Annotated in this window: 23 protein-coding genes; 3 read left to right on the top strand and 20 right to left on the bottom strand. The window is 67.0% G+C overall.

What is annotated here, in order from left to right; genetic code table 11:
• Positions 1 to 136: 136 nt before the first annotated feature.
• Positions 137 to 760: a methyltransferase gene (locus LDO14_RS07705; protein WP_018771589.1), complete on the top strand. Its 624-nt coding sequence runs from the start codon at positions 137 to 139 to the stop codon at positions 758 to 760.
• On the opposite strand, the gene dapF is transcribed toward LDO14_RS07705, so the two are convergent.
• From dapF to LDO14_RS07675, 6 genes are all read right to left on the bottom strand, one after another.
• Positions 732 to 1,676: a diaminopimelate epimerase gene (gene dapF / locus LDO14_RS07700; RefSeq protein ID WP_056390943.1), complete on the bottom strand. Its 945-nt coding sequence runs from the start codon at positions 1,674 to 1,676 to the stop codon at positions 732 to 734. The genes LDO14_RS07705 and dapF overlap by 29 nt on opposite strands.
• 44 nt (positions 1,677 to 1,720) lie before the next feature.
• The gene (miaA, locus tag LDO14_RS07695) at positions 1,721 to 2,632 is read right to left on the bottom strand and encodes a tRNA (adenosine(37)-N6)-dimethylallyltransferase MiaA (RefSeq protein ID WP_018771591.1); all 912 of its coding nucleotides are present in this window, start codon (positions 2,630 to 2,632) and stop codon (positions 1,721 to 1,723) included.
• Positions 2,633 to 2,634: 2 nt separating this feature from the next.
• On the bottom strand, positions 2,635 to 4,074 hold the full coding sequence (gene miaB, locus LDO14_RS07690) for a tRNA (N6-isopentenyl adenosine(37)-C2)-methylthiotransferase MiaB (protein ID WP_263422503.1): 1,440 nt from the start codon (positions 4,072 to 4,074) through the stop codon (positions 2,635 to 2,637).
• A 141-nt stretch (positions 4,075 to 4,215) separates the two neighbouring features.
• Positions 4,216 to 4,716, bottom strand: coding sequence for a regulatory protein RecX (locus LDO14_RS07685; protein WP_196804798.1), 501 nt, complete (start codon positions 4,714 to 4,716; stop codon positions 4,216 to 4,218).
• A gap of 120 nt (positions 4,717 to 4,836) precedes the next feature.
• Positions 4,837 to 5,892, bottom strand: coding sequence for a recombinase RecA (gene recA / locus LDO14_RS07680; RefSeq protein ID WP_026266121.1), 1,056 nt, complete (start codon positions 5,890 to 5,892; stop codon positions 4,837 to 4,839).
• A gap of 248 nt (positions 5,893 to 6,140) precedes the next feature.
• Positions 6,141 to 6,365, bottom strand: a complete 225-nt coding sequence (locus tag LDO14_RS07675; RefSeq protein ID WP_018771595.1) for a DUF3046 domain-containing protein — start codon at positions 6,363 to 6,365, stop codon at positions 6,141 to 6,143.
• Between the two features lie 41 nt (positions 6,366 to 6,406).
• Between LDO14_RS07675 and LDO14_RS07670 the strand changes: the two genes are divergently transcribed.
• The gene (locus LDO14_RS07670; protein ID WP_018771596.1) at positions 6,407 to 6,937 is read left to right on the top strand and encodes a MarR family transcriptional regulator; all 531 of its coding nucleotides are present in this window, start codon (positions 6,407 to 6,409) and stop codon (positions 6,935 to 6,937) included.
• A gap of 127 nt (positions 6,938 to 7,064) precedes the next feature.
• Here the strand turns inward: LDO14_RS07670 and LDO14_RS07665 are convergent, their stop codons facing one another.
• From LDO14_RS07665 to LDO14_RS07635, 7 genes are all read right to left on the bottom strand, one after another.
• A complete protein-coding gene (locus tag LDO14_RS07665) occupies positions 7,065 to 7,517 on the bottom strand; it encodes a helix-turn-helix transcriptional regulator (RefSeq protein ID WP_018771597.1) in 453 nt (150 codons plus the stop codon).
• A gap of 168 nt (positions 7,518 to 7,685) precedes the next feature.
• On the bottom strand, positions 7,686 to 8,165 hold the full coding sequence (locus LDO14_RS07660; protein WP_018771598.1) for a CinA family protein: 480 nt from the start codon (positions 8,163 to 8,165) through the stop codon (positions 7,686 to 7,688).
• Entirely contained in the window at positions 8,162 to 8,860 is a 699-nt protein-coding gene (pgsA, locus tag LDO14_RS07655; RefSeq protein ID WP_223994654.1) for a CDP-diacylglycerol--glycerol-3-phosphate 3-phosphatidyltransferase, read from the bottom strand. Before pgsA ends, LDO14_RS07660 begins: the two co-directional genes overlap by 4 nt.
• Positions 8,861 to 8,877: 17 nt before the next feature.
• Positions 8,878 to 11,766: a DNA translocase FtsK gene (locus LDO14_RS07650; protein ID WP_223994653.1), complete on the bottom strand. Its 2,889-nt coding sequence runs from the start codon at positions 11,764 to 11,766 to the stop codon at positions 8,878 to 8,880.
• Positions 11,767 to 11,948: 182 nt separating this feature from the next.
• On the bottom strand, positions 11,949 to 13,640 hold the full coding sequence (locus LDO14_RS07645; RefSeq protein WP_018771601.1) for a ribonuclease J: 1,692 nt from the start codon (positions 13,638 to 13,640) through the stop codon (positions 11,949 to 11,951).
• Positions 13,641 to 13,680: 40 nt separating this feature from the next.
• The gene (dapA, locus tag LDO14_RS07640) at positions 13,681 to 14,589 is read right to left on the bottom strand and encodes a 4-hydroxy-tetrahydrodipicolinate synthase (protein ID WP_018771602.1); all 909 of its coding nucleotides are present in this window, start codon (positions 14,587 to 14,589) and stop codon (positions 13,681 to 13,683) included.
• 58 nt (positions 14,590 to 14,647) lie between these two features.
• Complete coding sequence (locus LDO14_RS07635) at positions 14,648 to 15,049, bottom strand: hypothetical protein (RefSeq protein WP_223994651.1); 402 nt, start codon at positions 15,047 to 15,049, stop codon at positions 14,648 to 14,650.
• A 102-nt stretch (positions 15,050 to 15,151) separates the two neighbouring features.
• On the opposite strand from LDO14_RS07635, the gene LDO14_RS07630 reads away from it, so the two are divergent.
• Positions 15,152 to 16,387, top strand: a complete 1,236-nt coding sequence (locus LDO14_RS07630; protein WP_223994649.1) for a heparan-alpha-glucosaminide N-acetyltransferase domain-containing protein — start codon at positions 15,152 to 15,154, stop codon at positions 16,385 to 16,387.
• A gap of 19 nt (positions 16,388 to 16,406) precedes the next feature.
• Here the strand turns inward: LDO14_RS07630 and LDO14_RS07625 are convergent, their stop codons facing one another.
• The 7 genes from LDO14_RS07625 to LDO14_RS07595 all read right to left on the bottom strand — a co-directional run bounded on the left by LDO14_RS07625 (position 16,407) and on the right by LDO14_RS07595 (position 22,231).
• Positions 16,407 to 16,880 (bottom strand): hypothetical protein, encoded by a 474-nt coding sequence (locus LDO14_RS07625; RefSeq protein ID WP_018771605.1) that lies wholly within the window; start codon positions 16,878 to 16,880, stop codon positions 16,407 to 16,409.
• Between the two features lie 3 nt (positions 16,881 to 16,883).
• Positions 16,884 to 17,654: a 4-hydroxy-tetrahydrodipicolinate reductase gene (dapB, locus tag LDO14_RS07620; protein ID WP_223994647.1), complete on the bottom strand. Its 771-nt coding sequence runs from the start codon at positions 17,652 to 17,654 to the stop codon at positions 16,884 to 16,886.
• 130 nt (positions 17,655 to 17,784) lie between these two features.
• Positions 17,785 to 18,276, bottom strand: coding sequence for a molybdenum cofactor biosynthesis protein MoaE (locus tag LDO14_RS07615; protein ID WP_018771607.1), 492 nt, complete (start codon positions 18,274 to 18,276; stop codon positions 17,785 to 17,787).
• Positions 18,266 to 18,796 (bottom strand): MogA/MoaB family molybdenum cofactor biosynthesis protein, encoded by a 531-nt coding sequence (locus LDO14_RS07610; protein ID WP_223994645.1) that lies wholly within the window; start codon positions 18,794 to 18,796, stop codon positions 18,266 to 18,268. Before LDO14_RS07610 ends, LDO14_RS07615 begins: the two co-directional genes overlap by 11 nt.
• Positions 18,793 to 19,284 carry a cyclic pyranopterin monophosphate synthase MoaC gene (gene moaC, locus LDO14_RS07605; RefSeq protein ID WP_026266123.1) on the bottom strand — a complete coding sequence of 164 codons (492 nt, stop codon included), beginning with the start codon at positions 19,282 to 19,284 and terminating at the stop codon, positions 18,793 to 18,795. Before moaC ends, LDO14_RS07610 begins: the two co-directional genes overlap by 4 nt.
• Positions 19,272 to 20,579 (bottom strand): gephyrin-like molybdotransferase Glp, encoded by a 1,308-nt coding sequence (gene glp / locus LDO14_RS07600; protein WP_018771610.1) that lies wholly within the window; start codon positions 20,577 to 20,579, stop codon positions 19,272 to 19,274. The genes moaC and glp overlap by 13 nt, the downstream gene beginning before the upstream one ends.
• 68 nt (positions 20,580 to 20,647) lie before the next feature.
• Positions 20,648 to 22,231, bottom strand: coding sequence for a molybdopterin-dependent oxidoreductase (locus LDO14_RS07595; protein WP_186447792.1), 1,584 nt, complete (start codon positions 22,229 to 22,231; stop codon positions 20,648 to 20,650).
• Positions 22,232 to 22,259 lie beyond the last annotated feature (28 nt).

Raw genomic sequence — 22,259 nt, 5'->3', positions numbered from 1 at the left:
TCGCTGGAGGACAGGCTGCGGGGACGGGCGTGGCCCGTGCCGGCTACTCGAAGATCAGGAACATGCCATCCAGCGTAGCAGAGGGGGTTCTGCACGGTTTCCCATTACGCTGCAAGGGGAACTACTCTGGCCAGTTATGGAGTCCGCACACTATTTCAGCACGTCCCCCGCCGGCCCCTTTACCCGTAAGCCACTCACGGTGGAGCTGGCCGGCGAGACCCGCAGGCTCCACACCTCCGCGGGAATCTTCAGCCCGGACGGGATCGACAAGGGCACCGCGGTGCTCCTCGCCGATGTTCCGGCGCCGCACCCCCAGGGGAACCTGCTGGATATCGGATGCGGCTGGGGGCCCATCGCACTCACCATGGCGCTGCTGGCGCCCGGGTCGACGGTCTACGCCGTGGACGTCAACGAACGCTGCGTCGCCCTGGCCAACGAAAACGCGGCCGCGCTGGGGCTGTCCAACGTCGTCGCCAGTACACCCCAGGAGGTGGACGCCGGCGTCAGGTTCGACACCATCTGGTCCAACCCGCCCATCCGGATTGGCAAGGACGAACTGCACGCCCTGCTGAAGCTGTGGCTTCCGCGCCTCGCGGACGGCGGCACGGCATGGCTGGTGGTGCAGAAGAACCTGGGCTCGGATTCGCTCCAGCGCTGGCTGGCCGCCGAACTGGACAGTTCCTTTACCGTGACCCGCGAGTCAACGTCCAAGTCCTTCCGGATCCTGAAGGTTACGAAAGCGTCCCGCTCGCCACAATGACGGCGGGGCCGCTGAGTTCCACGTGCTCGTGGCCGGCGGGGCCGGCGAAGAACTTCACGCCCACCACACCTCCGGGAACGTTGACCCGCCAGGCATCAGGGGCTTCCGCGCCGGCCCAGTGCCGGATGGCGACGGCGGCAGCACAGGCCCCCGTTCCGCAGGACTGGGTCTCCCCCACGCCTCGCTCATGCACCCGCATGGTCACGGATCCGACGCCGTCATGGACCAGAGGCTCCGCAGGGACGACGAACTCCACATTGGTCCCATTCACGGGGACCGGATCGACCTTGGGAGCCGTGAAGAGGCGGGTGCCTTCGAGCTCGCTGAGTTCCGCGAGGGCCACTACGGTGTGTGGGTTGCCCATGCTCACGGAGAGGGCCGGCCGGGGAACTTCCAGGCCGTCGGCAGTGACCAGGGAATCCATCGCCTTGGCGCTGGCCTCCCCGGGGAATATGAACTCCCACGGGCCCATGTCCACCGCGTAACCGTTCCCTGTCCGGACCACGGTCTTGACCCCTCCGCGGGTGCCGATGGTGAGTGATCCGCCGTCGGGCAGGTCGATCAGGCCCTCGGACCGCAGGAAGTGGACGAAGACCCGCACGCCGTTGCCGCACATTTCAGACAGTGAGCCGTCGGCATTGCGGTAATCCATGAACCATTCGGCGTCCGGGGCATCGGTGAGCAGTTCCCGGCCTTCCGGCAGGAAACGGGACGGGACAGCCCTGATCAGGCCGTCGGCGCCGATTCCCCGGTGCCGGTCGCAGAGCGCTGCGGCCTGGTCTGCGCCGATGGCGTGCACCCCCTCGGGATCGGCCACCAGGACGAAGTCGTTGCCGGTGCCATGCCCCTTGGAAAAGCGGAGCCCGCTCAGTGCGTGCAAGGCAGTCCCAGTGGCTTCTGCGGGGGTTGCATTCATGGTCACAAGCGTAACGGCGGATGCCGCCGGTGCTGAAACCGCGGCTACCGGCCCGGATCCTGGACGCACACCTCGGCCGCCTTACCCGTCAGCTCCGGGTCCTGCCAGTCCAGCCAGGTGATGCGGGGGTCGGCGCGGAACCACGTCAACTGGCGGCGCGCGAACTGCCGGGTGGCCACGATTGTTTCCTCTGCGGCCTGCTCAACTGTTGACGTGCCGTCGATGACCCGCAGGAACTGTGAATAGCCCAGTGCACGGGATGCTGTTTTGCCCTGCCGAAGGCCCCGCGCGTCCAGCATCCGGACCTCCTCCAGCAGGCCGGACTCCACCATCCGGTGAACCCGTACCGCCAAGCGCTCCCGCAGGACCTCCCGGTCCACGCTCAGGCCCACCTGAACCGCAGGCTGGTAGTACTCGCGGCGCGGCATGAAGGAACTGAAGGGCCGTCCGGTAAGTTCATGGACTTCCAGTGCGCGGATAATCCGCCGGGCGTCCGAGACCCTGTCCGCGGATACGGGGTCCAGGGCCCTCAGCCTGTCCAGCAGCGCCGGGGTCCCCAGCCGTATGTGGTCCGCCTCCAGTCGTGCACGGAGCTTGGGGTCGGTCCCCGGGAACTCCAGGACGTCCAGGGCGGCCCGCACGTACAGTCCGGAGCCGCCCGCCAGGATTGCGCGCTTGCCGCGGGCATGGATATCCCCGATGAGGCTGCGGGCCTGTTGCTGGAAGTCGGAGACGCTGGCTTCCTGGGTCACGTCCAGGATGTCCAGGAGGTGGTGCGGCACTCCCCTGCGCTCGGCCGTCGTGATTTTGGCAGTGCCAATGTCCATGCCGCGGTAGAACTGCATGGCGTCAGCGTTGATGACCTCGCCGTCCAGTTCGAGGGCAAGGTTGACGGCCAGGTCGGATTTGCCGGAGCCCGTGGGACCGACGACGGCGATGACAGGCGGGGCAGTCACCTTCAGCGGGTGCGCAGCGGCAGCGAGGGCATGCCAAGGGAGACAGCCTTGGGTCCAGCGCCGGAGCCTGGGGCAGGCACACCACAGGAGTCGGCCTGGGACCTGTCCCAGGCATCCCCCGCCCGGGACCGGCGCAGGCTGTAGTCCTCCGGCGTGGGATCGGCCACCAGGTGGAAGGCCGCCGCCTCCGTAATGGTGACGGTGACGAGGTCTCCGGGCCTGGGTGCCGGGGCTCCTTCGGGGACTGAGAAGTGGACAAGCCGCTGGTCCTGGGAACGGCCGGACAACCGGTGGGTTTCCTCCGATTTCCGTCCGGACTGGGCGGTGACCATGACTTCCAGCCTCCGGCCCAACTGCTTCCGGTTTTCCTCGGCGGCGATCCTGTCCTGCAGGGCGGTGAGGCGTTCGAAGCGTTCCTGGACCACGGCCTTCGGCAGCTGGTCCGGCAGGTCGGCAGCGGGCGTGCCGGGGCGCTTTGAATACTGGAAGGTGAAGGCGGTGGCAAAGCGTGACTTTTCCACCACGTCCAGCGTCGCCTGGAAGTCCTCTTCGGTTTCGCCCGGGAAGCCGACGATGATGTCGGTGGAGATGGCGGCGTGTGGAATCCTGTCCCGGACCTTGTCCAGGATGCCCAGGAACTTCGTGGAACGGTAGGAACGCTTCATGGCGCGGAGGATGCGGTCCGAACCGGACTGCAGGGGCATGTGCAGCTGCGGCATCACGTTGGGCGTCTCGGCCATGGCATCAATGACGTCATCGGTGAAGGCGGCCGGGTGCGGGCTGGTGAAGCGGACGCGTTCAAGGCCCTCGATTTCGCCGCAGGCGCGAAGGAGTTTGGAGAAGGCCTGGCGGTCGCCGAACTCGACACCGTAGGAGTTGACGTTCTGGCCCAGGAGGGTCACTTCGATGGCGCCGTCGTCCACGAGCGCCTGGATTTCGGCGAGGATGTCTCCGGGCCGGCGGTCCTTTTCCTTGCCGCGAAGGGCCGGCACGATGCAGAACGTGCAGGTGTTGTTGCAGCCAACGGAGATGGATACCCAGCCGGAGTAGACGGAGTCGCGTTTGGTGGGGAGCGTGGAGGGGAAGACGTCCAGGGACTCCAGGATTTCCAGCTGGGCCTCATTGTTGTGCCGTGCACGGTCCAAAAGTGCGGGCAGGGCGCCGACGTTGTGGGTGCCGAAGACAGCATCCACCCATGGTGCCTTCTTGAGGATGGTTTCGCGGTCCTTTTGGGCCAGGCACCCGCCCACGGCGATCTGCATGCCGGGGTTGGCGGCCTTCACGGGCGCCAGGATGCCGAGGTTGCCGTAGAGCTTGTTGTCCGCGTTCTCCCGGACTGCGCAGGTATTGAACACGACCACGTCAGCATGGTCGCCGGCTGCTGGTACGTAGCCCGCATCCTCCAGCATGCCGGCCATGCGTTCGGAGTCGTGCACGTTCATCTGGCAACCGAACGTGCGGACCTGGTAAGTACGCGGCTGCACTGCCCCGGATTGCGGAACAGCACCGGCTTGCGCATCAGCAGCAGGCTCAACGGACGCGGCAGCGCCGGAATGGGGGGAAGGAATGGTCAAACTCACCAGTTAAGGGTACCGGCTTTGGAGCATCCCGCTGTCGGGATCCTGCCGGGAATCCAGGACGTCGTTGACGATCCTGAACGCCTGGGACGGCTGGTAGCCCTTCCTGGCCAGCATGGAGGCGAGCCGCCGGACGGCTTTGTCCCGTTCCGACTGGTCAGGCAAAACCGTCCCGGGCCGGAGCTTGCGCTCCACCAGTGCGCGTGCCGCCGCTTCCTCGTCGGCGTCCGTCAGCTGCTCCAGGGCAGAAGCCGCCGTTTCCTGGTCGATGCCCTTCTCGGCCAGTTCGCGCCGGAGAGCGCCCTTGGCAAGCTTGCGGGACTGGGACCGGCTCCTGACCCACATATCGGCAAACTCGGCGTCGTTGATCAGGCGCGCCTCCTGGAACTTGTCCAGCACCGCCTCGGCGACGTGTTCGGGGATATTCCGTTCCGCCAGTTTCCGGGCAAGCTGCAGCCTGCTCTTGGGAGCTGCCGTGAGCTGGCGGTACACGATGGCCTGCGCCACCGAGAACGGATCCGGTTCGGCGTCAACAGCCTGCGGATCCTCAGGGATGGAAAAGCCGTCCGGCGGCCCTGAAGAGGGGCCGCCGGACCGGGCCCGCCGTGAACGTGGTCCGGTCAAGGGCTAGAACCCGTCGACGGCTTTCAGCTTTGGCGCGTCCTTGGACTCGTCCTCGGCGGGCTTGACCCCTACGCCGAGCTTTTCCTTGATCAGGCGTTCCAGTTCAGCCGCGAGCTCGGGGTTGTCGCGCAGGAAGCGGCGCGAGTTCTCCATGCCCTGGCCCAGCTGGTCGCCGTCGTACGTGAACCAGGAACCGGACTTCTTGATGATGCCGTGCTCCACGCCCATGTCGATGATCCCGCCTTCGCGGGAGATGCCTTGGCCGTAGATGATGTCGAACTCAGCAACTTTGAAGGGCGGAGCCATCTTGTTCTTGACGATCTTGGCCTTGGTCCGGTTACCGACGGAATCGGCACCTTCCTTGAGGGTCTGGATCCGCCGGACATCGATGCGGACCGACGCGTAGAACTTCAGGGCCTTACCACCGGTGGTGGTTTCGGGGGAGCCGAAGAAGACACCGATCTTTTCGCGGAGCTGGTTGATGAAGATGGCGGTGGTCTTGGTCTGGCTCAAGCGTCCGGTGATCTTACGCAGGGCCTGGCTCATGAGCCGTGCCTGGAGGCCGACGTGGCTGTCGCCCATGTCACCTTCGATTTCGGCGCGCGGCACCAGGGCGGCGACGGAGTCGATGACGACAACGTCCAGCGATCCCGAGCCGACCAGCATGTCCATGATCTCGAGCGCCTGCTCACCTGTGTCCGGCTGCGACACGAGGAGGGCGTCGGTGTCCACACCCAGCTTGGCGGCGTAGTCGGGGTCCAGGGCGTGTTCTGCGTCGATGAATGCTGCGATGCCGCCGGCGCGCTGGGCATTGGCCACGGCGTGCAGGGCAACGGTGGTCTTACCCGAGGATTCAGGACCATAGATCTCGATGACACGGCCCCGCGGAAGGCCGCCAATCCCCAGAGCGACGTCCAGTGCGATGGAACCGGTGGGGATGACTTCGATCGGGGCGCGTACTTCGTCGCCCAGGCGCATGACCGACCCCTTGCCGAACTGCTTGTCAATCTGGGCAAGCGCTGCTTCCAGCGCTTTTGCACGATCCGGGGCTGCCGCCATGGTTGACACCTCTAATGCTTTCTCGATGGTGGCCTTCGCGGCCGTTTTATTGGTCATCTCTGACGCTACTGGGACCCACTGACATTCCGGCCTGAGGACAACGGCTATGTGGATAAGCCCAATAGAAAAAGCATAGCGTTATCCGAACAGGTATTCGAAGAGTGCCGGTCCTGCGGCGTGTCCGTCCAAGGGCGCTTCGGCTGCGGCAGGCTCACGAAGGACCCACCCGGGAAGCCGTTGTTAGGCTGCTAGTCGCGGCGAGGGGCGATGTCCCGGCCCAGCCGCCGTTCGGCCGGGACGTCCTGGACATCGCAGACTGCCAGCCAGACTTTGCGCGGTTCGATGCCTGCAGCCAGCGCCTGGTCCGCAGTGCGCCCGCCGACGCCGGTCAGGACCAGGGTACTGCTCAGCACGCGGGAGTACCCCGCACCGAACTCGTCATCCATCAGACGCCAGTACTCGCTGATTCGCATCGGTAAATCCTCTCATGATTGCGGACCCTAGAATTGTTGCCATGAGCAACTCCCCGGATCTCCCGCCGCCGCCGGACGCAGGCGCTGATGCCGCCGATACCGCGCTGCAGAATGTTGAACACCAGATCAGCCTCTTCTGGCGGCGGGCCAGGGCCATCTCCAACCAGCTCTCGCGCGAAGTCCACCCTGACATGGAGCCTGCCGCGTACGGGCTGTTAACGGTTATCCGCCGGGAAGGGCCCATCCGCCTGACCGAACTTGCCATGAACATCGGGGTGGGCAAGCCGTCGGTCAGCCGGCAGATTGCCTTCCTGGAGAGCCTCGGACTGGTATCCAAGGAAGCCGATCCCCTGGACCGCCGGGCACAGTCCATCCGGCTGACGCCCAAGGGCGAAGAGAAGATGCACCAGGTCCAGGACGCCAGGCGCCAGGTTTTCCAGGAACGGCTGCGCGAGTGGCCCGTGCAGGACCTGCAGGAGCTGGCCCGCTACATGGCCAAGCTGAACTCCACCTACGAGCGTGACGGATTCCCCAGGGAAGGCGGAGGCGGCTCCCCCGCAGAAGAGGAATAGCCCGCAGCGACGAACAGCCGGCAGGAGTACCACCAGCCGGGCACATCAATTGGGCGCCAACGCAGGAAGCCCCCGGCGCGGCCGGGGGCTTCCTGCGTTCCAAGGCCCACCTGCGGTGGGGCTGGCTTTACCGGGCGCCGGAGAGAAGGCCCGTGGAGAGTTCGTCGTTCAGTTCAGTGTTGAGGTCGCGCTCGAGGTCACGGCCGTAACGCTGGGAGAATTCCTGCGGAACTGTGTCCGGAACTGCGACGCCTTCGGCTACTGCCACACGGTCGCTGACTTCACGGAGCATGCTTGACAACGGAACATCCAGTGCCGAGCAGATTGAGGACAGAAGCTCTGACGAGGCTTCCTTCTGGCCGCGCTCCACTTCGCTGAGATACCCCAGGGAGACGCGGGCGCTGTGCGAAACTTCACGGAGCGTGCGTCCCTGACGCTGGCGGACATCGCGCAGCACATCACCGATTTCGTGACGAAGTACTACCATCTTGCGCTCCTTCTGTTCGCTCTTAGCCTGTTCGGCGAGGCCCACATCCTTCCAGCGGACAACGCCGTTTACGGATACGGGCTGCTTTACCATCTGTATCGCCTTGCTCCCTCATTGGTCAGGTTCACCGTGGGGCGAACCGTCGTGGTCATTTCATCCTAGGCGCCTCCACTATCCGGAAGCGACACAATGTAATAACTAATCGGTACCGGCTTTTGTTCCCGGCAACTTTACGCCCGGTAACTTGGGGTCCGGCAGGCGTCAGGCGGGCAGTGCCTCGAGGAGCCGTTCCAGGGCGGCGGCGCAGGCTGCGGCCCTGATGTCGGGCCTGCTGCCGGTGAAGGAGTATTCGAAAGCCGCCGTTCCGGCCGCTGTGGCAATTCCAATGTAGACGCGCCCCACGGGCTTGCCGTCATGGGCATCGGGACCTGCCACCCCCGTTGTGGAAATCCCGACGTCGGCGCCCAGGACCGTGCGTGCCCCGGCTGCCATGGCACGGGCAACGTCGGGGTCCACGGAGCCGGCACGGGCCAGGAGGTCGGCAGGAACGTGCAGCACCGCGTCCTTCACTGAGTTCTGGTAGGCGACCACACCGCCCTGCAGCATGCCGGAGGCCCCGGGAGTGTCGGCAAGGACAGCGGACACCATCCCCGCCGTCAACGACTCGGCGGTGGCGACGGTCTGCCCGGACTCGAGCGCCTGCTGGACGGCCTGCCCGGCCAAACGGTGGAGGTTGCTCATGCCTGGTCCTGGCCCGTCGCTGATTCCTGCCCGCTGGCTGTGTCCTGCCCCGTCACTGTGCCCTGCCCTGTGACAGACCCTGCCTGCCGTTTCCCCTTCGCGCGCAGTCGCAGGGCCTCGATGACGTATTCGACGCCGGTCCACAGCGTGATCGCCACGGCAGCCATCATGACGGCAAACGCAACCCAGGACATCCAGGGCGCGAATGCCCCGAACGGCAGAAGGTAGAGGAAGATCGCGGCGGTCTGCACCACGGTCTTGAGCTTGCCGCCCCGCGAGGCGGGAATGACCCCGTACCGGATCACGAAGAAGCGCAGGGCGGTGATGCCCCATTCCCGCACCAGGATCACCAGCGTGGCCCACCAGGGCAGCTCACCCAGCAAGGAGAGCATCACCAGCGCGGAGCCGATCAGGAGCTTGTCTGCGATGGGGTCCGCGATCTTGCCGAAGTCCGTGACCAGGTTCCGGCTCCTGGCGATGTCGCCGTCGAGCTTGTCCGTGTAGATGGCGACGGCGAAGGCCGCCACTGCCGCCCAGCGCCATGGTCCGGAAACACTGTGCAGGCCGGGCGCGTCCGCCACGAGGAACCACACAAAAAACGGGACCAGCGCGATGCGGATCATGGTCAGGACGTTGGGAAGGTTCCAGACCCCGGCACGGCCCTGGCCGGCGGCGGTTGCATCGGTGCTAGTCACGTTCCTAGGCTACCGGCCTAGCGCCCGGTGAGGGACCATGCGTCTTCGGAGCCGTCGTCGTCATCGCCGTACCCGCCGGGGGCGGAATCCGAGCCGTCGTAATATTCGACGTTCTGCTTCCGCTGGTCCAGGTCCGCCGCCACCAGGTCTTCGGCGTAGCCGCCCTGGGCGATGTTGGCGTTGGCATTGTCGCTGAGGGCAGCGGTCTGGGAATCGGGGCCGGCCGGCGCCTCCTGGCCCTTCATGGCGGCCAGGACGGCGGCGAGGTCATCAGGTTTGACCAGCACATCGCGCGCCTTGGAGCCCTCGGATGGTCCCACGACGCCGCGGGATTCGAGCAGGTCCATGAGCCGTCCGGCCTTGGCGAACCCGACGCGGAGCTTGCGCTGCAGCATGGAGGTGGAGCCGAACTGCGTGGTGACCACCAGCTCCGTCGCCTGCAGCAGGACCTCGAGGTCATCCCCGATGTCGTCGTCGATCTGCTTCTTGGGCGCTTCGGCAGCAACGTCGTCACGGTAGGAAGCCTGCAGTTGCCCCTTGACGTGTTCCACCACCTTGTGGATCTCCGACTCGGTAACCCAGGCGCCCTGGACGCGCATGGCCTTGGAGGCGCCCATGGGCAGGAAGAGCGCGTCACCCTGGCCAATGAGCTTCTCGGCGCCGGGCTGGTCCAGGACCACGCGGGAGTCGGTGACGGAGGACGTGGCGAAGGCCATGCGCGAGGGCACGTTGGCCTTGATGAGGCCGGTGACAACGTCCACGGACGGCCTCTGGGTGGCCAGCACCAGGTGGATGCCGGCGGCACGGGCAAGCTGGGTGATGCGGACGATCGAGTCCTCCACGTCGCGTGGTGCCACCATCATCAGGTCGGCAAGCTCGTCGACGATCACCAGCAGATACGGGTAGGGCCTGATGACGCGCTTGGAGTCCACCGGCGGCTGAACCTTTCCGGCCCGCACCGCCTTGTTGAAATCGTCGATGTGCTTGAAGCCGTAATTTGCGAGGTCGTCGTAGCGGGCGTCCATTTCGCGGACCACCCACTGCAGCGCCTCGGCGGCTTTTTTGGGGTTGGTGATAATGGGCGTGATCAGGTGCGGGACGCCCTCGTAGGCCGTCAGCTCCACGCGCTTGGGGTCCACCATGACCATGCGCACCTCGTCAGGGGTGGCCCGCATCAGGATGGAGGTGATCATGGAGTTCACGAAGGACGACTTACCGGCGCCGGTGGCCCCTGCCACCAGGAGGTGCGGCATCTTGGCCAGGTTGGCCACCACGTAGCCGCCCTCCACGTCCTTGCCCACACCCATGACCATGGGGTGGTCGGTGCGCCGCGCATTCTGGCTGCGCAGCACGTCGCCCAGTGACACGGTTTCGCGGTCGGTGTTGGGGATTTCGATGCCGATGGCGGACTTGCCGGGGATGGGGCTCAGGATGCGCACGTCGCTGGAGGCCACAGCGTAGGAGATGTTCTTGGACAGCGCGGTGACGCGCTCAACCTTGGTTCCGGGAGCAAGTTCGATTTCGTACCGGGTGACGGTGGGACCACGGCTGAAGCCGGTGACGGTGGCGTCGACGTTGAACTGCTGCAGGGTATCCGTCAGGGCAGCGACGACGGCGTCATTGGCTTCGGTGCGCTCCTTCGGGATCGAGCCGGGTGTCAGGTAGTCCGAGGCAGGGAGGGTGTACGTGACGTCCCCGGCGAGCGAGAGCTGTTCGGTCCGCTGCGGGATGGGAACGGGCGGCGGCGCGGGGGCCACCGGGTTGGAGGGCACGGTGGGCGCGGCGGCGGCTTTGGCGGGAGCGGCGGCACCGGGGATGACCAGGGGGATGGCCTCGGTGGCGTTTTCCGCCGGAGGTGCCTGGGCACCGGCACCCAATCCCTGGGCTGCCTTGATCTTTTCGACGGCGATCTCCGCCTGGGTGGGGCGCCGCACTCCGGGCGCGGGCCGCTCGGGTTCGGGCTCGTCGTCGTCAATGACGGCGTGCTCGAAGGCTTCGTCGCCCACGTAGCCCTCAAGGCCGGCGTCGGACTCCTGGTCCTTGCCGAAAAGCTTCCGCTTCTTCTTCTTGGGCGCAGCGGCAGCCGTGCGTTCGAGGTAGCTGCGGTCGTGGGTGTCCTGGTGTTCCTGGTCCATCAGGTCGATGCCCATGAGGTGTTCATAGGCGCCGCGGATGCGGCGCGGGATCGCCGTGAACGGGGTGGCGGTGATGATCAGTACCGACACAAAGGCCAGCAGGGCATACAGGGCTACAGGCACAGCCGGATGGATGGCGGCCAGCGGCGTGGCGGCCAGGAAGCCGAGCATCCCGCCGGCTTTGCGGAGGCCGTCGAAGCCGTCGGCCACGGTGGGCTGGCCGCCGAGGATATGAGCCAACCCGCACCCGGCGAAGGTCATGATCAGGAAACCGATGCCCACCCGGTTATTGCCCCGGCCGTCCGAGGGCCGGCGGAACAGCCGGAAGGCGCACACGAACAGCATGAGCGGGAGCAGCAGGGAGATCCAGCCGAAGGTGCCGTTCACCACGGCGTAGACGGCGTCCGGGAACCAGCCCGTCAGTCCCCACCATGCGAAGGTGGCGATGAAAATACCAAGGGCCAGGTTGAAGAGGGCGGCACCGTCGCGGCGTTCCTCCGTGGGGAGGTCGCTGACGTCGTGGCCGATGCGGCGCACTCCCCCGCCCACCAGGTGGCCCACTCCAAGCCACGCTCCGCCCACCACGCGCAGCAGCCAGGGCTGGTGGTGCTCGACGGCGGGAAGCTGGCGGGTGCGTGCAGTGCTGGTTGAGCCGCCGCGCCCTGTCCTGCTGGCGGTGGAGCCGGTTCCGCGGCCTGTGGAACTGCCCGCTTTGCTGCCGGAGCTCCCCCTGCCGGTACCTTTGGGCGCGGAAGTAGTACGTGTGGCCATAATAGCCACGGTACCGGAAGCATGCTGTGATTCCGGGGATATCGGGGCCGCCGGGCCACCCGCCGGGCGCCAGGTGCGGACCTGCCCGGACGCGCCCGGGGACCGTCCGGATGCGCCGAAGGGCCCGGTCCATGAAGAACCGGGCCCTTCCGGGTGTGCACCAGCGCGACGCCAGCCTGGTGTCAGGCCTCGAGCACCACGGGAATGATCATGGGCTTGCGGCGCAGCTTGCGGTTGACCCAGGTTCCCACGACGCGGCGTACCACCTGCTGGAGCTGGTGGCTGGTGTGGTCGGCGTGGTTCTGGACCGCTTCCTCCAGGGCTGCGTTGATCTTGGGGATGATGTCGTCGAAGACCGAATCGTCCTCGGCAACGCCGCGGGCGTGGATCTCGGGTCCGGACACCACCTTGCCGGTGGCGCGGTGGACAACGGTGATGATGGAGATGAAGCCTTCATCGCCCAGGATGCGGCGGTCCTTGAGGTCGGCGTCGGTGATCTCGCCCACGCTGGAGCCGTCCACGTAGACGAAGCCCACCTCGACCTGGCCGACGATGTCTGCCTGGTGGTCGCGGAGGTCGATGACCGTGCCGTTGTCAGCAAGGATCACGCTGGCATCCGGGACGCCGGATTCGATGGCGATCTTGCCGTTGGCGATCAGGTGCCGGGTTTCGCCGTGCACGGGCATGGCGTTCAGCGGCTCAAGGATGTTGTAGCAGTAGAGCAGCTCGCCGGCGGCGGCGTGGCCGGAGACGTGGACCTTGGCGTTGCCCTTGTGGATCACGTCGGCGCCGAGCTTCAGGAGGCCGTTGATGATGCGGAACACCGCGTTCTCGTTGCCCGGGATGAGGCTGGAGGCCAGGATGACGGTGTCGCCGTCCCCCACCACCACGCGGTGGTCGCCGTTGGCCATCCGGGACAGGGCCGCCATGGGCTCGCCCTGGGAGCCGGTAGACATGAGCACCACGCGGTTGTCCGGAAGGTTGTCGATGTTCTTGATGTCCACGATCAGTCCGGCGGGGACGTCAAGGTAGCCCAGCTTTTCGGCGATGGCCATATTGCGGACCATGGAGCGGCCCACGAAGGCCACCTTGCGGTTGTGCTTGGCCGCTGCATCCAGCACCTGCTGCACGCGGTGGACGTGGGAGGAGAAGGAGGCCACGATGATGCGCTTGGTGGCCTGGCCGAAAAGCCGCTCCAGCGTGGGGCCGATTTCCTTCTCGGCCGTGGTGAATCCGGGGACGTCGGCGTTGGTGGAGTCGGACATGAAGAGGTCCACGCCTTCTTCACCCAGTTTGGCGAAGTGCCGGAGGTCAGTGATGCGTCCGTCCAGCGGCAGCTGGTCCATCTTGAAGTCGCCGGTATGCAGGACAGTGCCGCCCGCCGTGCGGATGAACACCGCCAGGGCATCCGGAATGGAGTGGTTCACAGCCACGAACTCGCATTCGAACGGCCCGAACTTCTCAACCTGACCCTCTTCCACTGTCAGCGTGTAGGGCCGGATGCGGTGCTCCTGCAGCTTCGCCTCGATCAGCGCGAGGGTCAGCTGAGATCCCACCAGGGGAATGTCGTTGCGCAGGCGCAGCAGGTACGGCACGGCGCCGATGTGGTCCTCGTGGCCGTGCGTGAGGATCACGGCCACGACGTCGTCCAGCCGGTCTTCGATGTAGGAGAAATCCGGCAGGATCAGGTCAACGCCGGGCTGGGTTTCCTCGGGAAAGAGGACGCCGCAGTCCACGATCAGCAGCTTGCCGTCGATTTCGAACACGGCCATATTCCGGCCGATCTCCCCGAGTCCGCCAAGCGGAACGATCCTGAGCGTGCCCTGGGGCAGGCGCGGAGGGGTGACAAGGCCGGTAAGGGCAGTTTGGGTCATAGTGCACTACTTTCCAGGCGGAAGGGTGCCGGTCTTAGCCTCAGGAGAAGACCAGCCCCGCTTCCGCCAAATCCCCGCGGATGGTTTCGATCTCGGTTTCGTCCGGCTCCACGAGGGGCAAACGGACGATCGAGTTGGGCAGGACTCCCTGCCATTTAAGAATCTGTTTGGCCGCCACGGCGCCCTGGACCCGGGTCATGGTGGCGCGTACCACCGGCTGCAGCTCGAAGTTGATCTTGCGCGCGGTGCCGAGGTCGTTGGCGTTGATGGCGTCGATGAGTTCGCGGAAGCGGCGGGTGGCGACGTGGGTGGTAACGCCCACCAGGCCGACGGCGCCCAGCGCCATCCAGGGAAGGGTCAGTCCGTCGTCGCCCGAGTAGAACAGGAGGTCCGTTTCCGCCATGACACGGGTGGCTGCCATGAAGTCGGCCTTGGCGTCCTTGACGGCCACGATGTTGGGGTGCTGCGCCAGCCGGATCATGGTGTCTGGCTCGATGGCGATGGAGGACCGGCCGGGAATGTCGTACAGCATGACGGGTACGTCCACGGCCGAGGCGATGGTCTCGAAGTGGGCGCGGACACCAGCCTGGCTGGGCTTGTTGTAGTAAGGAGTCACCAGGAGGAGGCCGTCGACGCCGAGGGCAGCAGCCTGCTGGGAAAGGTGGACCGAGTGCGCGGTGTCGTTGGTGCCGGTGCCGGCGATGATGGCCGCCCGGCCGCCGACGGCCTCCTTCACGGCGCGGAACATGCCGAGGTTCTCTTCGTCAGTCAGCGTGGAGGTTTCACCGGTGGTGCCGGTGACCACCAGGCCGTCACAGCCGTCGTCGACAAGCTTGCTGGCCAGCGCTGCCGCCTGGTCGTAGTCCACTGCGCCGTCCTTGGTGAACGGCGTGACCATGGCGGTCAGGAGGGTACCGAGGGCAGGGATATGCGCGGAAGAGTCAGCCATGGAAAAAACGTTACCCTGTCCCTGGCTGGTTATGACAATGCCACGGGCGTGACAAGCGTCAAATACGGCTACGCCCGGACTTCGGAGTATCTGCTCCGGCGTGGCAATAGCGGCCGACGGCGGCCTGCCGGAGGTCCTCAGCCCAAGTGGCGAGCCGCTGCGCCGCCCGAACGTAGTGGAACAGCTCCGTGGGCGTCAGGGCGTCGATGTCTGTTTCCGCGAGTCGGCGGGCCAGCTCCGCTCCTTCCGGCTGGGCGGACAGGCTGATGCCTTCCCGTTCCCACTGGACGTCCTCGGCCGGACGCCCGGAGACAAGTTGGCGGAACAGGTAGTCCACCACGCCCGGGCTCATCGCCTTCAGCACTCCTGAACCCCGGCTTTCCTGCGGGGCAGGCTCAAATCCCTGCGGAGCAGGCTTAAATCCCTGCGGGGAAGCGGCTCCCAACGATGGCATCTCCATGGCCCCAATGCTATTCGAACATATATTCGAATACAAGAGCCCACACCTCCGCGTCTCCCCCTGCGGCAGCCAGCCCACGGACGCATGTGAGACGATCTGGTCATGACGTCCCGCACCCCGGCCACCCGGCCCCGGAAGACCGCAGACCGTCAACAACCGGGGCGTCTTAGGGGCATCGATGCGGCCCGTGGCCTGGCTTTGCTGGGCATGATGGCCACTCACCTGCTGCCGACGTTCGAATCGAACTCAAGCCTCACACCAACTTGGATCGGCCTCACGTTCTCGGGACGGGCCGCCGCCCTCTTCGCAGTGCTGGCGGGTGTCGGGCTTGCCCTGTCCACGGGAAAAAACAGGCCCTTGGAGGGCGCCGAACTCTCCGCGGCCCGCCGCGGGGTGGGGCTGCGCGCACTGGTGATTGCCGCCGTCGGACTGACCCTCGGCGGCCTGGACGTGAACGTGGCCATCATCCTGGTCCACTACGCCGTGCTGTTCCTGTGCGTCCTGCCCTTCCTGGGGCTGGGCGTGAAGCGCCTGTGTGCGTGGGCCGCCGGCTGGATCCTGGGCTCCCCGGTGCTGGCCTACCTGCTGCGGCCCTGGCTCCTTGCCCCGGAGCCGCCATTGAGGCTGGGCCACAACCCGGCATGGGGGGACCTCGGAACGCCGTCCCGGCTGCTCGCGGACCTGTTCCTCACGGGCTACTACCCGGTGCTGCAGTGGCTGTCCTACCTGCTGGTGGGGCTGGCCATCGGCCGCCTGGTGCTGACCAAGGCGCTGGTCCCCGCGCTGCTGCTGGTGGGCGGAACGGTAGTGGCCGTGGCGGCCAAGAGCCTGGGTGTCGCGGCCATGGAGGACTGGGGCGGCCGCGCAGCGCTGGAGAAGGTCCTCAACTCACCGGGCTACCCGCTGGGCAGCGTACTCCAGGTGAACCTGGCCGGACTCCCCCAGGAAGGTTCATGGTGGTGGCTGGCATCGGCCGCACCGCATTCGGGTACGCCGCTCGATTTGCTGCATACCTCGGCAGTTGCGGCGGCCGTCATCGGTGCCTGCCTGCTTCTGGGGCGGCTGGCCGAATGGGTGGACCTGGACCTGCTGCTGCCGCTGCGGGGACCCGGCGCCATGACGCTGACGCTGTACACCGTCCATGTCTGGGTGGTCTCCAGCTTCTACCTCAAACCGCTGCCCGCCGGCTGGACCGAGGACGGAATGTACTTTGCCCATGCCGCGGCTGCCATCGCCGTGGGCATCGTGTTTGCGCGGATGTCGTGGCGCGGCCCCCTGGAATGGGTGGGCCATACTGCAAGCCTGGTGGGGCGCGGCGGCTTCAAGGCCCTGTCCTGAACCCCTGCGGCAGCAGGGGCTAGGATGCCGTGGTGAAGAGCTTCACAGCGTCGCGCATGGAAGCCCGCGCGCGTTTGCGGTCCCCGGCGGCGTCATAGGCACAGCTGAGCCGGAACCAGGAACGCCAGTCATCAGGAGCGGCCTCGGCTTCGGCCCGGTACTTTTCGAACTCCGCGTCGGCTGCGGCGCGGACAATCCGGCCACCGGGCGTGCGGGGAAGCTCGTCCACCGGCAGCCCGCCTTCGGCTTCCAGGACCTTGGCCATCTGCTCGGTGCGGGCGCCAAACATCAGTTCGCGGATCAAGGCCCACGCGCCAACAATGGGCAGCACCAGGTAGGCGGCCCCGATGGCCTTGGCGGTGAGGTTGCTGTCTGCAAGGAGCAGGAGCGAGCGCTGGAAGGACACCACCAGGTAGAAGACCAGCAGCAGCGTCACCGCTCCCACCCAGATCTTGGTGCGGTTCTTAAGGAAACCGGCTGCGAACCCGTTCACGGCCTAGAGTCCCAGGTCCAGGTAACCGTCCAGGCCCACGGTCAGCCCGGGGTGGGCAGCGACGTTGCGCACGCCCAGAAGCACGCCGGGCATGAACGACGCGCGGTCGAAGGAATCGTGGCGGAAGGTCAGCTGCTCGCCGGGACCGCCCAGCAGGACTTCCTGGTGGGCCACGAGGCCACGGAGCCGGACGCTGTGGACGCGGACGCCGTCCACGTCGCAGCCGCGTGCACCCGCGCGTTCTGAAGTGGTGGCATCCGGGCTGGGCGGCACCTGGGCAGCCTTGCGTTCAGCGGCGATGAGCTCTGCGGTGCGGACGGCGGTGCCGGAAGGGGCGTCCACCTTGTCCGGATGGTGGAGCTCGATGATTTCCACGGACTCGAAGTACTTTGACGCCTTCGCGGCGAACGCCGAAGCCAGCACAGAGCCCAAGGCAAAGTTGGGCGCGATGAGTACGCCCGTTTCCGGGTGCTCCGCCAAAAGGGAATCCAGCGCGGACAGGCGTCCCGCGTCCCAGCCGGTGGTGCCCACCACGGCGTGGATCCCATGCTCGACGGCGAAGCGGACGTTGGCTTCGGTGCTTTCTGGGACTGTGAGGTCCACCAGGTACTGGGCACCGGAGGCCGTCAGCTGCTCCAGCGAGTCACCCCGTCCCAGGGCTGCGACGAGCTTCAGGTCGGGCGCGGCATCAATGGCCTTAACGGCCTCGGCGCCCATGCGTCCACTGGCGCCAAGGACGGCCACCAGTTTGGGGGCGGGGTGTTGTTCGGTCATGGGATTAACCCTACCGGCGGGACAGGTTGGGGCAGGAACCGGACGGCGTGCGTTACCTCGCAATTTGGCGGAGCAACGCCGGCCGGCCCGGGCAGCGTGGAGGCGCGGCCCGGCGTGCCCCGGCGCGGCATCAGCTGCCGGCGCCGACCCATTCCACAGTGCCGTCCGAAAAGAACTGTTCCTTCCAGATGGGCACCTGGTCCTTGATCCGGTCCACCAGCTCGGAGCAGACGGCAAACGCCTGTCCGCGGTGCGCGGCGGATACCGCGCACACCAGCGCCGGGTCCCCGATCTCCAGCATCCCGATCCGGTGTGCGGCCCAGATCCTGACGGGTTGGGCTGCCTTTCCCGCGGGGGTCTCCCCGGCCGCGTCACCGGCCTCGGCGTCCTGCTCGGCAACCAGGCGCGCGACGACGTCGGCCATCACCTGGTGCGCCGTAGGGTGCGCACTGTAGCTGAGGCGCTCGACGGCCTTGCCGCCGTCGTGGTTGCGCACTACACCGCTGAAGCTGACCACCGCACCCGCAGTGTCGCTTTCCACCGCGGCAATCGCCTGGTCCACGGAGATGGGCTCCGCGCTCAGGACTGCCCGCACTACCTCGAATGCTGCTTCAGTGCCCATGTCCGCCTTCCAACTGGTCGCAAAGATGTCCGATCACCGGGTCCAGGACGCTCAGCCCATCCATGACACCCTTCGGTGACCCGGGCAGGTTCACAATGAACGTCTGCCCGGCAGCGCCCGCATAGCCCCTGCTCAGGGCCGCCAGCGGAGTCTTGACAGCGCCGGCACGCCTGATCGCCTCCATGATGCCCGGGATTTCCCGGTCCAGCAGGGGCAGGGTGACGTCGGGTGTCCGGTCGTCCGGGCTGAGGCCGGTTCCGCCGCTGGTGATGACGACGGCGGGACGCTGGGTGAGGAGCGCCCGGATGGCAGCGCCCACGGGCTCGCCGTCGGGAACCACCATGGCCGGGAAGACGTCAAAGCCGTGTTCAGTGAGCCAGTCGGTGATCACGGGGCCGGTTTCGTCGTCGTAGATGCCCGCTGCGGCACGGGTGGACGCGATAACGACGCCGGCCTTCCGCCCCTGCACGTCGCCGTGGCGGTGGGGTTCGGAGACGTCCAGGATGTTGGGGTCGGTCACAGTGCCCAGTCTCCGCTCTTGCCGCCGCTCTTGGCCAGCACCTTGATGTCCGTCAGGACGGCATGCTTGTCCACGGCCTTGATCATGTCGTAAACGCTGAGGGCTGCCACGGAGGCAGCCGTCAGGGCCTCCATTTCAACTCCCGTGACGCCCCTGGTCTTCACGGTGGAGCTGATGGTGACGGCGGCCGCGCCGAGGTCGAAGTCAACGGTGACTTTCGAGAGGGGCAACGGATGGCACAGCGGAATCAGGTCCGGCGTCTTCTTGGCCGCCATGATGCCGGCCACCCGGGCAACGGCCAGGGCGTCGCCCTTGGGGAGCCCGCCGGAGCCCAGGAGCTGCATCACCTCGGGGGTGGTCCGGACGGTGGCGGTGGCGGTGGCCTCCCGCGTGGTCTCGGCCTTGGCGGAGACATCAACCATCTGGGCGCTGCCGTCCTGGCGCAGGTGCGTCAGTGCGGGGGTATGTTCTGCGTTCACAGCATCCATACTTCCACCTCGTCGCCGTCAGCGAGTTCCGTTACACCCACAGGGACATGAACCAGGACGTTCGACCCCGCGAGTGCGTGCATCAGGTGCGAACTCTCGCCGCCCTCCAGCTTCACGGTCCCGTCCGGCTGCAGGCTGCCGCGGCGGACCTGGTGCTTGTGCCCGGGAGAGGTGAGCGGACGGCCCGGGCCCCCAAGATCAAGGCGGGCGCGCAACGGCAGCCTCCGGCCCGGTGCCCCCAGCAAGGCTGACAAAGCGGGACGGAGGAACATCTCGAAGGACACCAGGCAGCTGACCGGATTGCCGGGAAACCCAAGGAATGGCACGCCGTCGAACGTTCCCAGTCCCTGGGGGCCGCCCGGCTGCATGGCCACGTGCACGAAGCGGACCGGCTGGTCCGCCATTGCCTGCCGCACTACCTCGTAGGCTCCCTTGCTGACCCCGCCGGTGGTGACGATCAGGTCAGCCCCCGGGCTTTCGGTCCGCAGCAGCGCCTGCAGTTCCGCCGGCGTGTCGGTGGAGATGCCGGTGCGGCGGACTGTGAGTCCCGCCTGCTTCATGGCGGCCTCAAGGAGCGTTCCGTTGGAGTCGTAGATTTTGCCGGGAGGAAGCGGCAGGCCGGGTTCCACCACTTCGTCGCCCGTGGTGACGAGCAGGACGGTCACCGCCTTGTACACCGCCACCTCCGGGAGGCCCAAGGCAGCGAGCAGCCCCAACTGGGCCGGCCCCAGGCAGGTCCCCGAGGCCAGCGCCCGCTCCCCCGCCGCGATGTCGCTGCCCGGGAAGCGCACGAACGTTCCCGGCGCGGTGCCGGGCAGCCGCACGGTGGCGCCGCTGCCGTCCCCCGCTGTGTTTCCGGGGTCCAGGAAGTGATCGGGCACCGCCTTTTCAATGGGTACGACGGCGTCGGCCCCCGCCGGGATCATGGCACCGGTCATGATGGGTGCCGCGGTTCCCGGTTCGAGCGGCTCCGGGCTTGACCCGGCCGGAACCGGGGGCATGATGCGCAGGTCCCCGCCGCCGTCGGGAAGGTCACCGGAACGGACGGCGTATCCGTCCATCTGGGAATTGGCGAAAGGAGGAAGGCTGAGTGGCGCGGCCACATCGTCCACCAGGGCCCGGCCCAGCGCCTGGCTAAGCGGGAGGGTTTCCATCCGGTCCATTGACAGGAGCGGCCGCAGGAGTTCCACGACTGCGGCGGCATGGCCCGCGACCGACCGGGAACCCTCCGCTGCATGGTGGACGTGGCCTTCCGGGGTGTGGTCTGCCAGGGCGTGCGGGGTGTGGCTGGTCATGGATACGCCTTTGGTCTGGGCCGTCAGGGTTTGGGCCGTCAGGGTTTGGGCCGTCAGGGTTTGGGCCGTCAGGACTTCACGTCAACTCTAACCGTGTGGAATCCCGAGGCGCCGTCCGGTGCCGGCGGCCGCGCGGTTTCGTCCTGGGGTTCGCCCGCCAGGTTGGTGGCCCGGACCTGGACCTCGTACTGCCCCGGGGCAAGGTCCATGGCCAGCTTCCACTGGTACCAGGTGTCGGCGGAGATTCCCGTGGCCAGTTCCGCTTCCTGCCACGGTCCCCGGTTGATCCGCAGTTCCACGTTCCGGATGCCGGTGTGCTGGGCCCAGGCAACGCCGGCGAAGACAACTCTTCCCGCGTTGACCGGGCGGCCGCTGCGGGGGACGTCGATGCGGGACGAGGTCTTGATGGGGCCGCGCGCGGACCAGCCGCGCGGGGTCCAATATCCGGCGTCATCGGCGAACCGGGTGACCTTGAGCTCGGTGACCCATTTGGTGGCCGAGACATAGCCGTAGAGGCCGGGAACCACCAACCGGACCGGGAAGCCGTGCTCCAGCGGGAGCGGTTCACCGTTCATGCCCACGGCAAGCAGGGCGTCCCGGTTGTCGGTGAGGACATCCAGGGGCGTCCCGGCGGTCCAGCCGTCGGCACTGCGGGAGAGGACCATGTCTGCGCCCGGCTGGGGAACGGCCAGGGCCAGCAGTTCCCGGACCGGCCAGCCGAGCCAGCGGGCGTTGCCGATCAGGTCGCCGCCCACTCCGTTGGAGACGCAGGCAATGGTGATGTGCCGCTCGGTGAGGGGCTTCGCCATTAGGTCGGCGAAGGAGAGCAGGACTTCCCGGGCCACCATGCCGGTTACCTTGAGGACCCAGGTATCCGGGCTGACCGCCGGGACGGACAGCGCGGTGTCGATCCGGTAGAAATCCCGGTTCGGGGTCACCAGCGGCGGCATTCCGGCAACACCGGCTTCCGCAGCAGGGGGCACAGGTATTGCCGGCGATGCCGCTGCGGGCAGGGTGATGCGTGCCCTGGCCTCATTGACAGCCATGGTGGCCCCGCGCCAGATTCCCGCCAGTACTCCCCCTGCCGCAGCGGCCGCTGCGGTGATGCCCAGGGCCTGGAAGAAGCTGCGGCGCGATGGGGTGGCCGCGGAGTCCGGTGTGGCCTCGCCGGGGGCAGCGGGAAGGCTGTCCTCGGGATGATCTCCGGCTGCTTGGTGGGAGGCCGCTTGGTGGGAGGCCGCTTGGTGGGAGGCTGCTTGGCCGGCAATCGCGGCATCCCATGCCTGCAGCCTGCGCAGCAGGAACCGCAACAGCACGACGGCGGCCACCGCGGCCAGGAGCGGCGGCACGAGGGACAGGGGGGTCATCTGGGAACGCGTCAGGACGGCGGCCGCTCCGGCGAGTCCAAAGATTCCGATCACGGCAGCACCAGTGAACCGGCGGCGGCGCTCGAGTGCTCCGGCCAGTGCGGCCAGGGCGGCGATGACCAACGCCATTCCCACCAGGAGCGCTGCCTTGTCGGCCGTGCCGAAGACAGAGATCGCCCAGTCCTTGACGCCCGGAGGCACGGCATCGATCACGGCACCGCCAACGGCCGTCAACGGCGAAAGGGAGGGGCTGAGAACCCCCGCAGCCAACTCCCCTGCTGCAATACCGCCGCCTGCCGCGGCTATCCCGGCA

This window comes from Arthrobacter sp. NicSoilB11, assembly GCF_019977375.1.
Classification (GTDB): domain Bacteria; phylum Actinomycetota; class Actinomycetes; order Actinomycetales; family Micrococcaceae; genus Arthrobacter.
This window is presented reverse-complemented; position numbering and strand designations above follow the sequence as displayed.

What these genes read in the sequence shown, in the direction of transcription:
- LDO14_RS07705 (WP_018771589.1), top strand. Translation starts at nt 137, where the DNA reads ATGGAGTCCGCACACTATTTCAGCACGTCCCCCGCCGGCCCCTTTACC.
- dapF (WP_056390943.1), bottom strand. Translation starts at nt 1,676, where the DNA reads ATGAATGCAACCCCCGCAGAAGCCACTGGGACTGCCTTGCACGCACTG.
- miaB (WP_263422503.1), bottom strand. Translation starts at nt 4,074, where the DNA reads ATGAACGTGCACGACTCCGAACGCATGGCCGGCATGCTGGAGGATGCG.
- recA (WP_026266121.1), bottom strand. Translation starts at nt 5,892, where the DNA reads ATGGCGGCAGCCCCGGATCGTGCAAAAGCGCTGGAAGCAGCGCTTGCC.
- LDO14_RS07675 (WP_018771595.1), bottom strand. Translation starts at nt 6,365, where the DNA reads ATGCGAATCAGCGAGTACTGGCGTCTGATGGATGACGAGTTCGGTGCG.
- LDO14_RS07670 (WP_018771596.1), top strand. Translation starts at nt 6,407, where the DNA reads ATGAGCAACTCCCCGGATCTCCCGCCGCCGCCGGACGCAGGCGCTGAT.
- LDO14_RS07665 (WP_018771597.1), bottom strand. Translation starts at nt 7,517, where the DNA reads ATGGTAAAGCAGCCCGTATCCGTAAACGGCGTTGTCCGCTGGAAGGAT.
- LDO14_RS07660 (WP_018771598.1), bottom strand. Translation starts at nt 8,165, where the DNA reads ATGAGCAACCTCCACCGTTTGGCCGGGCAGGCCGTCCAGCAGGCGCTC.
- LDO14_RS07650 (WP_223994653.1), bottom strand. Translation starts at nt 11,766, where the DNA reads ATGGCCACACGTACTACTTCCGCGCCCAAAGGTACCGGCAGGGGGAGC.
- LDO14_RS07645 (WP_018771601.1), bottom strand. Translation starts at nt 13,640, where the DNA reads ATGACCCAAACTGCCCTTACCGGCCTTGTCACCCCTCCGCGCCTGCCC.
- dapA (WP_018771602.1), bottom strand. Translation starts at nt 14,589, where the DNA reads ATGGCTGACTCTTCCGCGCATATCCCTGCCCTCGGTACCCTCCTGACC.
- LDO14_RS07635 (WP_223994651.1), bottom strand. Translation starts at nt 15,049, where the DNA reads ATGGAGATGCCATCGTTGGGAGCCGCTTCCCCGCAGGGATTTAAGCCT.
- LDO14_RS07630 (WP_223994649.1), top strand. Translation starts at nt 15,152, where the DNA reads ATGACGTCCCGCACCCCGGCCACCCGGCCCCGGAAGACCGCAGACCGT.
- dapB (WP_223994647.1), bottom strand. Translation starts at nt 17,654, where the DNA reads ATGACCGAACAACACCCCGCCCCCAAACTGGTGGCCGTCCTTGGCGCC.
- LDO14_RS07615 (WP_018771607.1), bottom strand. Translation starts at nt 18,276, where the DNA reads ATGGGCACTGAAGCAGCATTCGAGGTAGTGCGGGCAGTCCTGAGCGCG.
- moaC (WP_026266123.1), bottom strand. Translation starts at nt 19,284, where the DNA reads ATGGATGCTGTGAACGCAGAACATACCCCCGCACTGACGCACCTGCGC.
- glp (WP_018771610.1), bottom strand. Translation starts at nt 20,579, where the DNA reads ATGACCAGCCACACCCCGCACGCCCTGGCAGACCACACCCCGGAAGGC.